The sequence below is a fragment of the Mycobacterium sp. IDUB_1 genome, from assembly GCF_055419625.1.
The window spans coordinates 1,829,780-1,843,095 of record NZ_JBVAYA010000001.1; the positions used below are offsets into that span (position 1 = coordinate 1,829,780).

Genomic DNA, 13,316 nt, shown 5'->3' on the forward strand with positions numbered 1-13,316 from the left:
AATTTTTCTAGTCCCGAAAGGGGAAAGGGAGTTACGTGTTAGACGTCAACTTCTTCGATGAACTCCGCATCGGTCTCGCGACCGCGGACGACATCCGTAACTGGTCCTTCGGCGAGGTCAAGAAGCCGGAGACCATCAACTACCGCACGCTCAAGCCCGAGAAGGACGGCCTGTTCTGCGAGAAGATCTTCGGACCGACTCGCGACTGGGAGTGCTACTGCGGCAAGTACAAGCGCGTCCGCTTCAAGGGCATCATCTGCGAGCGCTGCGGCGTCGAGGTCACTCGCGCCAAGGTGCGTCGTGAGCGGATGGGTCACATCGAGCTGGCCGCTCCCGTCACGCACATCTGGTACTTCAAGGGTGTGCCGTCGCGGTTGGGCTACCTGCTCGACCTGGCCCCGAAGGATCTCGAGAAGATCATCTACTTCGCGGCCTACGTGATCACCGCTGTCGACGACGAGATGCGGCACAACGAGCTGTCGACGCTCGAGGCCGAGATGGCCGTCGAGCGCAAGGCTCTCGAGGATCAGCGCGACGCCGACCTCGAGGCCCGGGCGCAGAAGCTCGAAGCCGACATGAAGGAGCTCGAAGACGAGGGCGCCAAGTCCGACGTCAAGCGCAAGGTCCGCGACGGTGGCGAGCGCGAGATGCGTCAGCTGCGCGACCGGGCCCAGCGTGAGCTGGACCGGCTCGAGGAGATCTGGACGACGTTCACCAAGCTGGCTCCCAAGCAGCTGATCGTCGACGAGCTGCTCTACCGCGAGCTGCAGGACCGCTACGGCGAGTACTTCGAAGGCGCCATGGGCGCCGAGTCGATCAAGAAGCTCATCGAGACCTTCGACATCGACGCCGAGGCCGAGTCGCTGCGCGACACCATCAAGAACGGCAAGGGCCAGAAGAAGCTGCGTGCGCTCAAGCGACTGAAGGTCGTCGCGGCGTTCCAGACCAATCGGAACTCGCCGATGGGCATGGTCCTCGACGCGGTCCCGGTGATCCCGCCGGAGCTGCGCCCGATGGTGCAGCTCGACGGTGGCCGGTTCGCCACGTCGGATCTCAACGACCTGTACCGCCGTGTGATCAACCGCAACAACCGTCTCAAGAGACTGATCGACCTCGGTGCCCCCGAGATCATCGTCAACAACGAGAAGCGGATGCTGCAGGAGTCCGTCGACGCGCTGTTCGACAACGGCCGTCGCGGCCGTCCCGTCACCGGCCCGGGCAACCGCCCGCTCAAGTCGCTGTCGGATCTGCTCAAGGGCAAGCAGGGTCGGTTCCGTCAGAACCTGCTCGGCAAGCGCGTCGACTACTCGGGCCGTTCGGTCATCGTGGTCGGCCCGCAGCTCAAGCTGCACCAGTGCGGTCTGCCGAAGCTGATGGCTCTCGAGCTGTTCAAGCCGTTCGTGATGAAGCGTCTGGTCGACCTGAACCACGCGCAGAACATCAAGAGCGCCAAGCGCATGGTGGAGCGTCAGCGTCCGCAGGTGTGGGACGTCCTCGAAGAGGTCATCGGCGAGCACCCCGTGTTGCTCAACCGTGCGCCCACGCTGCACCGCCTGGGCATCCAGGCCTTCGAGCCGCAGCTGGTGGAGGGCAAGGCCATCCAGCTGCACCCGCTGGTCTGTGAGGCGTTCAACGCCGACTTCGACGGTGACCAGATGGCCGTGCACCTCCCGCTGAGTGCGGAGGCGCAGGCCGAGGCCCGCATCCTGATGCTGTCGTCGAACAACATCCTGTCTCCCGCGTCGGGCCGCCCGCTGGCCATGCCGCGTCTGGACATGGTGACCGGCCTGTACTTCCTGACCACCGAGATCAAGGGCGACACCGGCGAGTACACGCCGGCCGCCAAGGATCAGCCGGAGTCCGGTGTGTACAGCAGCCCGGCCGAGGCCATCATGGCCCTCGACCGTGGCGCGCTGTCGGTGCGCGCGAAGATCCGCGTCCGGTTGACGCAGCAGCGTCCGCCGGCCGATCTCGAGGCGCAACTGTTCGAGAACGGCTGGACCCCGGGCGACGCCTGGACCGCCGACACGACGCTGGGTCGCGTGCTGTTCAACGAGTTGCTGCCCAAGGGCTATCCGTTCGTGAACGAGCAGATGCACAAGAAGGTGCAGGCCCGGATCATCAACGACCTGGCCGAGCGCTACCCGATGATCGTCGTCGCGCAGACCGTCGACAAGCTCAAGGACGCCGGCTTCCACTGGGCGACGCGTTCCGGGGTGACGGTCTCGATGGCCGACGTGCTGGTGCCGCCGCAGAAGCAGGAGATTCTCGACCGGTACGAGAAGGAAGCCGACGGGATCGAGAAGAAGTACCAGCGCGGTGCGCTCAACCACGACGAGCGCAACGAGGCCCTGGTCAAGATCTGGCAGGACGCGACCGAAGAGGTCGGTAAGGCGCTGGAGGAGTACTACCCCGAGGACAACCCGATCATCACGATCGTGAAGTCCGGCGCGACGGGCAACCTCACCCAGACCCGCACCCTGGCCGGCATGAAGGGCCTGGTGACGAACCCGAAGGGTGAGTTCATCCCGCGTCCGATCAAGTCCTCGTTCCGCGAGGGCCTGACGGTGCTGGAGTACTTCATCAACACCCACGGTGCCCGTAAGGGTCTGGCCGACACCGCGCTGCGTACCGCCGACTCGGGGTACCTGACCCGTCGTCTGGTCGACGTGTCGCAGGACGTCATCGTCCGGGAGAACGACTGCGCGACCGAGCGTGGCATCAACGTCACGCTGGCCGAGCGCCAGGACGACGGCACCATGGTGCGCGATCAGCACATCGAGACGTCGGCCTATGCCCGCACCCTCGCGACCGACGCGGTCGACGCCGACGGCAACGTCGTGGTCGAGCGTGGACACGACCTGGGTGATCCGGCGATCGACGCACTGCTGGCCGCGGGCATCACCGAGGTCAAGGTGCGGTCGGTGCTGACCTGCACGACAGGCACCGGCGTGTGCGCGATGTGCTACGGGCGTTCGATGGCGACCGGCAAGCTGGTCGACATCGGCGAGGCCGTCGGCATCGTGGCCGCGCAGTCCATCGGTGAGCCCGGCACGCAGCTGACGATGCGTACCTTCCACCAGGGTGGTGTCACCGGCGGTCAGGACATCGTCGGTGGTCTGCCCCGCGTGCAGGAGCTGTTCGAGGCACGTGTGCCCCGCAACCGCGCTCCGATCGCCGACGTCACCGGGCGGATTCGCCTGGAGGAGAGCGACAAGTTCTACAAGATCACCATCGTTCCCGACGACGGGGGCGAAGAGGTCGTGTACGACAAGCTCTCGCGTCGTCAGCGTCTGAAGGTGTTCAAGCACGACGACGGCTCCGAGCGTCTGCTCACCGACGGCGACCACGTCGAGGTGGGCCAGCAGCTGATGGAAGGCTCGGCCGACCCGCACGAGGTGCTGCGCGTCCAGGGTCCCCGCGAGGTGCAGATCCACCTCGTCAAGGAGGTCCAGGAGGTGTACCGCGCTCAGGGTGTGTCGATCCACGACAAGCACATCGAGGTCATCGTCCGGCAGATGCTGCGTCGCGTCACGATCATCGATTCGGGTGCGACGGAGTTCCTGCCCGGCTCGCTGACCGAGCGTGGCGAGTTCGAGACGGAGAACCGTCGGGTGGTCGCCGAGGGCAACGAGCCCGCGGCGGGGCGTCCGGTGCTGATGGGTATCACGAAGGCATCGCTGGCCACGGATTCGTGGCTGTCGGCGGCGTCGTTCCAGGAGACCACCCGCGTGCTGACCGATGCGGCGATCAACTGCCGCAGCGACAAGCTGCAGGGTCTGAAGGAGAACGTGATCATCGGCAAGCTGATCCCGGCCGGTACCGGCATCAACCGGTACCGCAACATCCAGGTTCAGCCGACCGAAGAGGCCCGCGCTGCGGCGTACACGATCCCGTCCTACGAGGATCAGTACTACAGCCCGGACTTCGGCCAGGCCACCGGTGCCGCGGTGCCGCTGGACGATTACGGCTACAGCGATTACCGGTAGCGACTACCACTAGTCGGCACAGAGAAGAACCCCCACTCTCGACAGAGGGTGGGGGTTCTTTTCTATTTCTGGAACTCTTCGACGGCGCGCAGCTTGTTGGTGACGTCGAGCGCAGCGATCTTGTAGGCCTCGGAGAACGTCGGATAGTTCAGCACCGCGTCGACGAGGTAGTCGACCGTGCCGCCGCAGCCCATCACGGCCTGTCCGATGTGGATCAGCTCGGTGGCATTGCTGCCGAAGATGTGAATTCCCAACAGCTTTCGGTCTTCGGTCGAGACCAGGAGCTTGAGCATGCCGTGGGAGTCGCCGGCGATCTGTCCGCGGGCCAGCTCGCGGTAGCGGGCCACACCGAACTCGTATGGCACGGCCTTCTCTGTCAGCTCGGCCTCGGTCGCACCGACGAATGACACCTCCGGGATCGTGTAGATGCCGATGGGCTGCAGGGCGGTCATGTCGTTGGCCGGCTCGTCGAACGCGTGGTAGGCGGCCAGGCGCCCCTGGTCCATGGAGGTGGCTGCGAGGGCGGGGAAGCCGATGACATCGCCGACGGCGAAGATGTGGTCGACCGGGGTGCGGAAGTCGTCGTCGACCTGCAGGCGTCCCCGCTTGTCCGCCTCCAGGCCTGCCGCCTTCAGGTCCAGGCCGTCGGTGAGACCCTGCCGGCCGGCCGAGTACATGACGGTGTCGGCGGCGATCCGCTTGCCCGACGCCAGCGTCGTCAGCGTGGTGTCCTCGCCGATCTCCACCCCGGTGACCTCCTCGCCGAAGCGGAACGTCACCGCGTGGTCGCGCAGATGGAAGGTGAGTGCCTCGACGATCTCGGAGTCGACGAACTCCAGCATCGAGGGCCGCTTCTCGATGACGGTCACCTTGGTGCCCAGTGCGGCGAAGATCGAGGCGTACTCGATACCGATGACGCCGGCGCCGACCACCACCATCGACAACGGGACCTTCTTGAGCCCGAGGATTCCGTCGGAATCGAGCACCTTCTCGTCGTCGAACTCGATGTCTTCCGGGCGGGCCGGCTTGGTGCCGGTCGCGATCACGATGTTCTCGGCCGTGACGGTGATGTGTTCGCTGTCGTTGTCGTTCTCCACGATGACGGTGTGTGGGTCGACGAAGCGACCGTGCCCGGTGAACAGGTCGATCCGGTTGCGGATCAGCTGCGAGCGGACCACGTCGATCTCGCGGGTGATGACGTGGGACGTCCGCAAATGCAGGTCCTCGGTGGTGATGTGGTCCTTGACCCGGTAGCTGGTCCCGTAGAGCTCGCGCTGGTTCATGCCGGTCAGGTAGATGACGGCCTCACGCAGCGTCTTCGACGGGATCGTGCCCGTGTTGACGCACACCCCGCCCAGCATCCAGCCCCGCTCGATGACGGCGACGGACTTGCCGAGTTTGGACGCGGCCACCGCCGCTTTCTGCCCTCCCGGGCCCGAGCCGATGACCACCAGGTCGTACTCCGTCTGCGACGCCATGCCCTTACCTTTCCCCATTTCGGCGAGCTACACCCCACACTCGTGGGGTGCGGGTGACATCGCGGGGGTTCGGCATCCACTACACCGTCGCCGGGGTCGGCCCGACTCTGGTTCTTGTGCCGGGAACGCTGCTGGCGGCCAGTCAGTGGAAGGACCTCGGCTACGTCGATGCGCTGGCCGAGCGGTGGCGGGTGATCGCCGTGGACCCCCTCGGGCACGGCGACAGCGACAAGCCCCACGATCCCGAGGTCTACCGGGCGTCGGGTGTGGCGGCGGATCTGGTCGCGGTCCTCGACGCCGAAGGGGTCTCGCAGGCGACCGTGTGGGGGTACTCGCGCGGCGGCTGGTTGGCCGCCGCCCTGGCCAGCCGCCACCCCGACCGCGTGGCACACCTGGTCGTGGGCGCCTATGCGATGCATGCCCACGAGATGGAGGGCGCCCGGCTGCTGACGCGGTTCGCCGAGCTGTTGGGCCGCTGCGACTGGGCCGGCATCTGGACGGCGTTCGGCATCACCGACACCGCGGTGCAGGACATGCTCGAAGGAGGCAACGATCCGCTCGCGGTGGCGGCCGCGATCACAGGATCCCTGCAGCCCACCCGGTACATCGACCCCGCGTCGATCGCCTGCCCGGCCACCTACTACGTGGGAGCGCGGGACTGGATCGTGCCGTATGTCCGCGACGACGTCGCGGCGCTGTCCCACCGCCCACTTCGTCGCAGCGTGACCCTCGACGTGATCGCCGGCCAGACCCACTTCGGGGTGTTCCTCACCGCGGTGGCGCCCGTGCTCGAGTTGATCGTCGCCCGCCTGGCCTCGTAGGCGGCTCCTCAACGCGGCTCGTGCCTCACCGCTTGATCGTCGCCCGCCTGGCCTTGCAGGCGGCTCCTCAACGCGGCTCGTGCCTCACCGCTTGATCGTCGCCCGCCTGGCCTTGCAGGCGGCTCCTCAACGCGGCTCGTGCCTCACCGCTTGATCGTCGCCCGCCTAGACTCGGCGGGGTGCTGATCGGATCCCACGTTCACGGTGACGACCCCCTGGCCGCGGCCGCCGCTGACGGCGCCGACGTCGTCCAGTTCTTCCTCGGAAACCCGCAGAGCTGGAAGAAGCCGAAGCCGCGCGAGGACGCCGCGGTGCTGCGGGCCGCGAGCACACCCATCTACGTGCACGCGCCGTACCTGATCAACGTGGCCTCGGCGAACAACCGCGTGCGCATCCCGTCGCGCAAGATCCTGCAGGACACCTGCGACGCGGCCGCCGACGTCGGCGCCACCGCGGTGATCGTGCACGGCGGCCACGCCGACGACAACGACATGGACGCCGGCTTCGAGCGCTGGGTGAAGGCGCTGGACTATCTCGAGACCGACGTGCCCGTCTACCTCGAGAACACCGCGGGCGGCGACCACGCGATGGCCCGCCACTTCGACACGATCGGCCGGCTGTGGGACCACATCGGCGACAAGGGCATCGGCTTCTGCCTGGACACCTGCCACGCCTGGGCGGCCGGCGAGGCGCTGGTCGACGCGGTCGAGCGCATCAAGGCGATCACCGGCCGCATCGACCTGGTGCACTGCAACGACTCCCGGGATGCCGCAGGCTCGGGTGCGGACCGCCACGCGAACTTCGGCACCGGGCAGATCGATCCCCAGCTGCTGGTCGCGGTCGTGTCCGCAGCCGGCGCGCCGGTGATCTGCGAGACCGCCGACGAGGGCCGCAAGGACGACATCGCGTTCCTGCGCGACAACCTCTGACGACCTCATCAGACCGTCACAACTTCGTAGCCGAACGCATGTTGAACGGCAGCTGGCCGCAAGGTTAATTAGTCTGACGCCGGGAATCCTTGCCCTTCCCGTGTCGAAAGGCTCATGTGTCCGCAATCGAACAGACGTCGATTGCGGTCGCGCCCGCTCCCGACACCCCGCCGCGGCGCCGGACCAGCCGACTCCGCATCCTGCGGTGGATCGCCGTCGCGCTCTGGGCCGCCGTTGTCGTGTACCGGACGGTGACCGACGGTCTGGCGTTCAACCGCGAACTGCTGCTGGTCTACATCTGCACCGGACTGCTCGCGGCCAGCATCGGTCAGGGCCGGCGGATGATCGCGGTGATCCGCGACTGGCTGCCGTTCGCGCTGGTACTCATCGCCTACGACCTGAGCCGGGGGGCGGCCACGCTGATCGGCCGGCCCACGCTGTGGCACTGGCAGGCCGACGCCGACCGTGCGATGTTCCACGGCGCGATGCCCACGGTATGGCTGCAGGAACGCCTCAAGATGCCTACTCCGCCGTGGTGGGAGGTGGTGATCAGCGCGGTCTACATGTCGTTCTTCATCCTGCCGTATGTGATCGCGGCCGTGCTGTGGCTGCGCGACCGGCAGGAATGGAAGGCGTTCGTCCGGCTGTTCGTCGGGCTGAACCTGGTCGCGTTGCTGATCTATGCGCTGCTGCCCGCCGCCCCGCCGTGGGCTGCCGCGCGCTGCACGCCCGGTGACGTGAGCGGCGGGCCGTCCGGGCCGGGCTGCATGTTCCGGCCGGCCCGCGGTGTGCCCGACGGGGGACTGCTCGGCTCGATGCAGTTCACCCAGGACGGCGCCAACGACTGGGTCGAGCGCATCGTCGGCCGGGGCTGGGGCAAGCTCAACCTCCACTCGGCGACCGCGCTGCTGGACCAGGGCCAGGCCAGCGTGAACCTGGTGGCCGCGATCCCGTCGCTGCACGCCGGGATGTCGGCGGCGCTGGCCGCTTTCCTGTGGACCCGGGTGCAGCGGCGCTGGCGTCCTCTGCTGGTGGCTTATCCGCTTGTCATGGCGTTCACCCTGGTCTACAGCGCCGAGCACTACGTGGTCGACCTCCTGCTGGGGTGGGCGCTGGCCGCGGTGGTGATGATCGGGCTGCATCGCTACGACGCGTGGCGGCGCCGTCCGGCTGTTACAGATCTTGTGTGACCGTCGCAAAGATGTAACAGTGTGCGCATGGACACGCACGTCGTCACCAATCAGGTCCCGTCCCTGGCGGATTTCAACCCCGCCGCCTCACCCGTCCTCGCCGAAGCGCTGATCCGGGAGGGCGGGCAGTGGGGCATGGACGAGGTGCACGAGCTGGGCGCACTCGGTGGCTCCGCTGCGGCGCAGCGCTGGGGTGAGCTCGCCGACCGCAACCGGCCGGTGCTGCACACACACGATCGGGTGGGCCATCGCGTCGACGAGATCGAGTTCGACCCTGCGTACCACCAGCTGATGACCGTGGCGATCGGCCACGGACTGCACGCCGCCCCCTGGGCCGACGACCGGCCGGGCGCCCATGTCGTGCGCGCCGCCAAGACCTCGGTGTGGACCCCCGAACCCGGTCACATCTGCCCGATCTCGATGACCTATGCCGTCGTGCCCGCGCTGCGGCACAACCCCGAGCTGGCGGCGATCTACGAGCCGCTGCTCACCAGCCGCAGCTACGACCCCGAACTGAAGGTGCCGACCACCAAGGCCGGTATCACCGCCGGCATGTCGATGACCGAGAAGCAGGGCGGGTCCGACGTCCGCGCCGGCACCACCCAGGCCACCCCGAACGGCGACGGCACCTACTCCCTGCGCGGGCACAAGTGGTTCACCTCGGCGCCGATGTGCGACATCTTCCTCGTGCTCGCGCAGGCGCCTGCGGGTTTGAGCTGCTTCCTGCTGCCGCGCGTGCTCCCCGACGGCACCCGCAACCGGATGTTCCTGCAGCGGCTCAAGGACAAGCTGGGCAACCACGCCAACGCCTCCAGTGAGGTCGAGTACGACGGAGCGACGGCGTGGCTGGTCGGTGAGGAAGGCCGCGGTGTGCCGACCATCATCGAGATGGTGAACCTCACGCGGTTGGACTGCACGCTGGGCAGCGCCACGAGCATGCGCACCGGGCTGATGCGCGCCATCCATCACGCCCAGCACCGCTCGGCGTTCGGCGACTACCTGATCGATCAGCCGCTGATGCGCAACGTGCTGGCCGATCTCTCCGTGGAGGCCGAGGCGGCGACGATGCTGGCGATGCGGATGGCCGGTGCCACCGATCACGCGGTCCGCGGCGACGAGCGCGAGACACTGCTGCGCCGAATCGGTTTGGCCGCGGCCAAGTACTGGGTGTGCAAGCGGGCGACACCCCACGCCGCCGAGGCGATGGAGTGCCTGGGCGGCAACGGCTACGTCGAGGACTCCGGCATGCCGCGGCTTTACCGCGAAGCGCCGCTGATGGGCATCTGGGAGGGCTCGGGCAATGTCAGTGCGCTGGACACGTTGCGCGCCATGATGACTCGGCCGGAGTGTATCGACGTGCTGTTCGACGAACTGGGCGCGACGGCGGGGCACGACCCGCGGCTGGACAGCCACGTCGCCGCGCTGCGGCAGGCACTGGGCGATGTGGAGGACCCTGTGACGATCCAGTACCGGGCACGGCAGGTCGCCGAGAACATCGCGTTGGCCCTGCAGGGCGCGCTGCTGGTCCGACACGGCCATCCCGCGGTCGCCGAGGCGTTCCTGGCCACCCGGATGGGTGGCCAGTGGGGCGGCGCGTTCGGCACGATGCCCACCGGGCTCGACCTGTCGCCGATCCTCGAGCGGGCCATGGTCAAGGCATGACTTCCCAGCGAGAAGCGAAGCGGGATCGCGCATGACACATGCGATCAGGCCGGTGGACTTCGACGATTTGAAGACGATGACCTACGAGGTCACCGATCGCGTCGCCCGCATCACGTTCAACCGGCCCGAGAAGGGCAACGCGATCGTCGCCGACACCCCACTGGAGTTGTCGGCGCTGGTCGAACGCGCCGATCTCGACCCGAACGTCCACGTCATCCTGGTCTCGGGCCGCGGAGAAGGATTCTGTGCCGGCTTCGACCTGTCGGCCTATGCCGAGGGCTCGTCGTCGGCCGGCGGTGGCAATCCCTACCGCGACACCGTGCTGTCCGGCAAGACGCAGGCGATCAATCACCTTCCGGATCAGCCGTGGGACCCGATGATCGACTACCAGATGATGAGCCGGTTCGTCCGCGGGTTCGCCAGCCTGATGCACGCCGACAAGCCGACCGTGGTGAAGATCCACGGTTACTGCGTGGCCGGCGGAACCGACATCGCGCTGCACGCCGACCAGGTGATCGCCGCCGCGGACGCGAAGATCGGCTATCCGCCCACCCGGGTCTGGGGTGTGCCTGCGGCGGGCTTGTGGGCGCATCGCCTCGGTGACCAGCGCGCGAAAAGGCTTCTGCTGACCGGAGATTGCATTACCGGCGCCCAGGCCGCCGAGTGGGGCCTGGCAGTGGAGGCGCCCGCGCCCGAGGATCTCGACGAGCGCACCGAACGTCTTGTCGAGCGGATCGCCGCGATGCCGGTGAACCAGCTGATCATGGTGAAGCTCGCGATGAACAGCACGCTGATCAACCAGGGTGTCGCCACCAGTGCGATGGTCTCCACGGTGTTCGACGGCATCGCGCGGCACACCCCTGAGGGACATGCCTTCGTGGCCCAGGCCCGCGAGCACGGATTCCGGGACGCGGTCCGCCGCCGCGACGAACCGTTCGGCGACCACGGGCGCGCGACGTCGGGGGTGTGAATGCCCCAGCCGGTGAGGCGGATGACGGCGCGCTCGGTGGTGCTGAGCGTGCTGCTGGGTGCGCATCCTGCCTGGGCGACCGCGAGTGAATTGCTGCGTTTGACAGCCGATTTCGACCTCAAGGAGCCGACGGTACGAGTGGCGTTGACCAGGATGGTCAGCGCGGGTGATCTGGTGCGTTCCCGTGACGGCTATCGGCTGTCCGACCGGTTGCTGGCCCGGCAGCGCCGGCAGGACGACGCGATCGACCCGCGCACCGTGTCCTGGGACGGTTCCTGGATCGGGGTGGCGGTGACCAGCGTCGGCAACGATGCCCGCACGCGATCTACGATGCGAACAGCGTTGCACGACAGCAGGTTCGGTGAACTCCGCGAGGGGTTGTGGTTGCGGCCGGCCAATCTGGACATCACGCTGCCGGATGACGTGCGCCCGCACACCCGGGTGCTGCGGGTGCACGACGACGATCCGGCAGGGCTCGCCGCGGCGCTGTGGGATCTTCCCGGCTGGGTGGCCTCCGGCGAGCACCTGCTCGCCGAGATGGCCGGGGCCCCAGACGTTCCCGGCCGCTTTGCCGCGGCCGCCGGTATCGTGCGGCACCTGCGCACCGACCCCGTGCTGCCCGCGGAGCTGCTGCCGGCTGGCTGGCCCGGCGCGGCGCTGCGGTCGGTGTACCAGGACTTCGCCGCGGAACTGGCCGCACGGCGGCACGACGAGATCATGGAGGCACGATGACAGGCACGGTGAGCGAACACGGAGTGCGGGTCGAGAAGAACGGCCCGGTCACCACAGTGATCATGAACCGTCCGCACGCCCGCAACGCGGTCAACGGGCCGACGGCGGCCGCTCTTTACGCCGCCTTCGACGAGTTCGACCGCGACGATGACGCGGCGGTGGCTGTGCTCTGCGGTGACAACGGAACCTTCTGTGCCGGAGCTGATCTCAAGGCCTTCGGCACCCCTGAGGCCAACGCGGTGCATCGCAGTGGTCCGGGACCGATGGGTCCGAGCCGGATGGTGTTGTCCAAGCCGGTGATCGCCGCGGTGAGCGGCCACGCGGTGGCCGGGGGACTGGAGCTGGCGCTGTGGTGCGATCTGCGGGTGGTCGAACAGGACGCGGTGATGGGCGTGTTCTGTCGGCGCTGGGGGGTGCCACTCATCGACGGAGGCACGGTGCGGCTGCCCCGACTGATCGGCCAGAGCCGGGCGATGGACCTGATCCTGACCGGGCGGGCGGTCGAGGCCGACGAGGCGCTGGCCATCGGGTTGGCCAACCGCGTGGTGCCTACCGGGCAGGCTCGTGCCGCGGCCGAGGAACTCGCCGCCGAACTCGCCCGCCTCCCGCAGCAGTGCATGCGCAGCGACCGGCTCTCGGCGCTGCACCAGTGGGGACTGTCGGAGGCCGACGCGATGGACGTCGAGTTCGGCAGCATGTCGCGGGTCGCCGCGGAATCTCTCGATGGCGCAGCGCGTTTCGCCGCCGGCGCGGGCAGGCACGGGGCCAGCGCGACCTGAGCCCGGCGTCAGCCCTTGCTGATGGTGTTGTTGCTGCCGGTGTCGTTGACCTTCGGATCACCGTCACGGTAGGTGACCGTGTTGTTGATCCCCACCACCGACAACTCTTTGTCGACCTTGTCGAAGGTGATCTTGTTGTCGGCCCCGCCGATGTTCACGTTCGCGCAGGTGCCCGCGACCGTGAGGGTGTTGTTCGACCCTCCGACGTTGAGAGACTTTCCGTCTGCGCAATCCAGGTCGGCCGTCGTACCCAGTGAGCCGTAGTTGATCGTGTTGCCGATCTCCACCTGCGCGCCCGACGAACCCGCTGTCGCCGTGGGCTGATCGGTGTCAGAGCTGGTGGAGCCGCATGCCGAGAGACCGAGCGCGGCCGCGCACAGCGCCGCACCGCCGAGGAGAAGTCGATTCACGGCTACGCGGGTACCCGATCCACGCGATTTGTCATCCCCAGTTCGCGGCCGCGATCCCACACCACCGGCGACCCGGTCTTGTAGAACACCGCCTGGTCGTATCCGTACACGGTGATGTCGTTGATGACGTTGTCGGCGACGATCGTGTTGCTCGATCCCTGCACGGTCACCGCCCAGCAGGTTCCGAGCGCGTTGATCTGATTCCCTGTGCCCACCACGATCAGCGTCGCGTTGTTGCAGTCGATGGTCCTGCTCACGCCCTGCCCGGTGATGTGGGTGTCACCGTTCTTGGCCTGCGCGTTCGGCGAGACCATCAGCATGGCGGACACCGTGAGGACGCCCGCGGCCAGCACTCG

11 protein-coding genes are annotated in these 13,316 nt (G+C 67.6%); 8 read left to right on the forward strand and 3 right to left on the reverse strand.

The features are described from left to right. The first annotated feature begins 35 nt into the window (after positions 1–35). Positions 36–3,989 carry a DNA-directed RNA polymerase subunit beta' gene (locus tag ACZYYX_RS09345; RefSeq protein WP_463814133.1) on the forward strand — a complete coding sequence of 1,318 codons (3,954 nt, stop codon included), beginning with the start codon at positions 36–38 and terminating at the stop codon, positions 3,987–3,989. A gap of 62 nt (positions 3,990–4,051) precedes the next feature. Here ACZYYX_RS09345 and sthA read toward each other — a convergent pair whose 3' ends face one another. After that, positions 4,052–5,467, reverse strand: a complete 1,416-nt coding sequence (gene sthA, locus ACZYYX_RS09350) for a Si-specific NAD(P)(+) transhydrogenase (protein WP_463814134.1) — start codon at positions 5,465–5,467, stop codon at positions 4,052–4,054. 47 nt (positions 5,468–5,514) lie between these two features. On the opposite strand from sthA, the gene ACZYYX_RS09355 reads away from it, so the two are divergent. The 7 genes from ACZYYX_RS09355 (at position 5,515) to ACZYYX_RS09385 (ending at position 12,550) form a co-directional block, all read left to right on the forward strand. Further along, positions 5,515–6,288: an alpha/beta fold hydrolase gene (locus ACZYYX_RS09355; protein ID WP_463814135.1), complete on the forward strand. Its 774-nt coding sequence runs from the start codon at positions 5,515–5,517 to the stop codon at positions 6,286–6,288. A gap of 179 nt (positions 6,289–6,467) precedes the next feature. After that, positions 6,468–7,217, forward strand: coding sequence for a deoxyribonuclease IV (locus tag ACZYYX_RS09360; protein WP_463814136.1), 750 nt, complete (start codon positions 6,468–6,470; stop codon positions 7,215–7,217). 116 nt (positions 7,218–7,333) lie between these two features. Beyond that, positions 7,334–8,407, forward strand: a complete 1,074-nt coding sequence (locus ACZYYX_RS09365; RefSeq protein ID WP_463814137.1) for a phosphatase PAP2 family protein — start codon at positions 7,334–7,336, stop codon at positions 8,405–8,407. A 27-nt stretch (positions 8,408–8,434) separates the two neighbouring features. Next, on the forward strand, positions 8,435–10,069 hold the full coding sequence (locus ACZYYX_RS09370; protein WP_463814138.1) for an acyl-CoA dehydrogenase family protein: 1,635 nt from the start codon (positions 8,435–8,437) through the stop codon (positions 10,067–10,069). Positions 10,070–10,100: 31 nt separating this feature from the next. Next, positions 10,101–11,039: a crotonase/enoyl-CoA hydratase family protein gene (locus tag ACZYYX_RS09375; RefSeq protein ID WP_463814139.1), complete on the forward strand. Its 939-nt coding sequence runs from the start codon at positions 10,101–10,103 to the stop codon at positions 11,037–11,039. 21 nt (positions 11,040–11,060) lie between these two features. After that, positions 11,061–11,771 (forward strand): PaaX family transcriptional regulator C-terminal domain-containing protein, encoded by a 711-nt coding sequence (locus ACZYYX_RS09380; RefSeq protein WP_463814140.1) that lies wholly within the window; start codon positions 11,061–11,063, stop codon positions 11,769–11,771. Next, on the forward strand, positions 11,768–12,550 hold the full coding sequence (locus ACZYYX_RS09385) for a crotonase/enoyl-CoA hydratase family protein (RefSeq protein ID WP_463814141.1): 783 nt from the start codon (positions 11,768–11,770) through the stop codon (positions 12,548–12,550). Before ACZYYX_RS09380 ends, ACZYYX_RS09385 begins: the two co-directional genes overlap by 4 nt. An 8-nt stretch (positions 12,551–12,558) precedes the next feature. Here the strand turns inward: ACZYYX_RS09385 and ACZYYX_RS09390 are convergent, their stop codons facing one another. Next, positions 12,559–12,960, reverse strand: a complete 402-nt coding sequence (locus ACZYYX_RS09390) for a DUF3060 domain-containing protein (protein WP_463814142.1) — start codon at positions 12,958–12,960, stop codon at positions 12,559–12,561. Between the two features lie 2 nt (positions 12,961–12,962). Continuing rightward, a complete protein-coding gene (locus tag ACZYYX_RS09395) occupies positions 12,963–13,280 on the reverse strand; it encodes a DUF3060 domain-containing protein (RefSeq protein ID WP_463814857.1) in 318 nt (105 codons plus the stop codon). Positions 13,281–13,316 lie beyond the last annotated feature (36 nt).

Coding starts and splice junctions, on each gene's coding strand:
- sthA (WP_463814134.1), bottom strand. CDS start 5,467: ATGGCGTCGCAGACGGAGTACGACCTGGTGGTCATCGGCTCGGGCCCG.
- ACZYYX_RS09370 (WP_463814138.1), top strand. CDS start 8,435: ATGGACACGCACGTCGTCACCAATCAGGTCCCGTCCCTGGCGGATTTC.
- ACZYYX_RS09375 (WP_463814139.1), top strand. CDS start 10,101: ATGACACATGCGATCAGGCCGGTGGACTTCGACGATTTGAAGACGATG.
- ACZYYX_RS09380 (WP_463814140.1), top strand. CDS start 11,061: ATGACGGCGCGCTCGGTGGTGCTGAGCGTGCTGCTGGGTGCGCATCCT.
- ACZYYX_RS09385 (WP_463814141.1), top strand. CDS start 11,768: ATGACAGGCACGGTGAGCGAACACGGAGTGCGGGTCGAGAAGAACGGC.
- ACZYYX_RS09395 (WP_463814857.1), bottom strand. CDS start 13,280: ATGCTGATGGTCTCGCCGAACGCGCAGGCCAAGAACGGTGACACCCAC.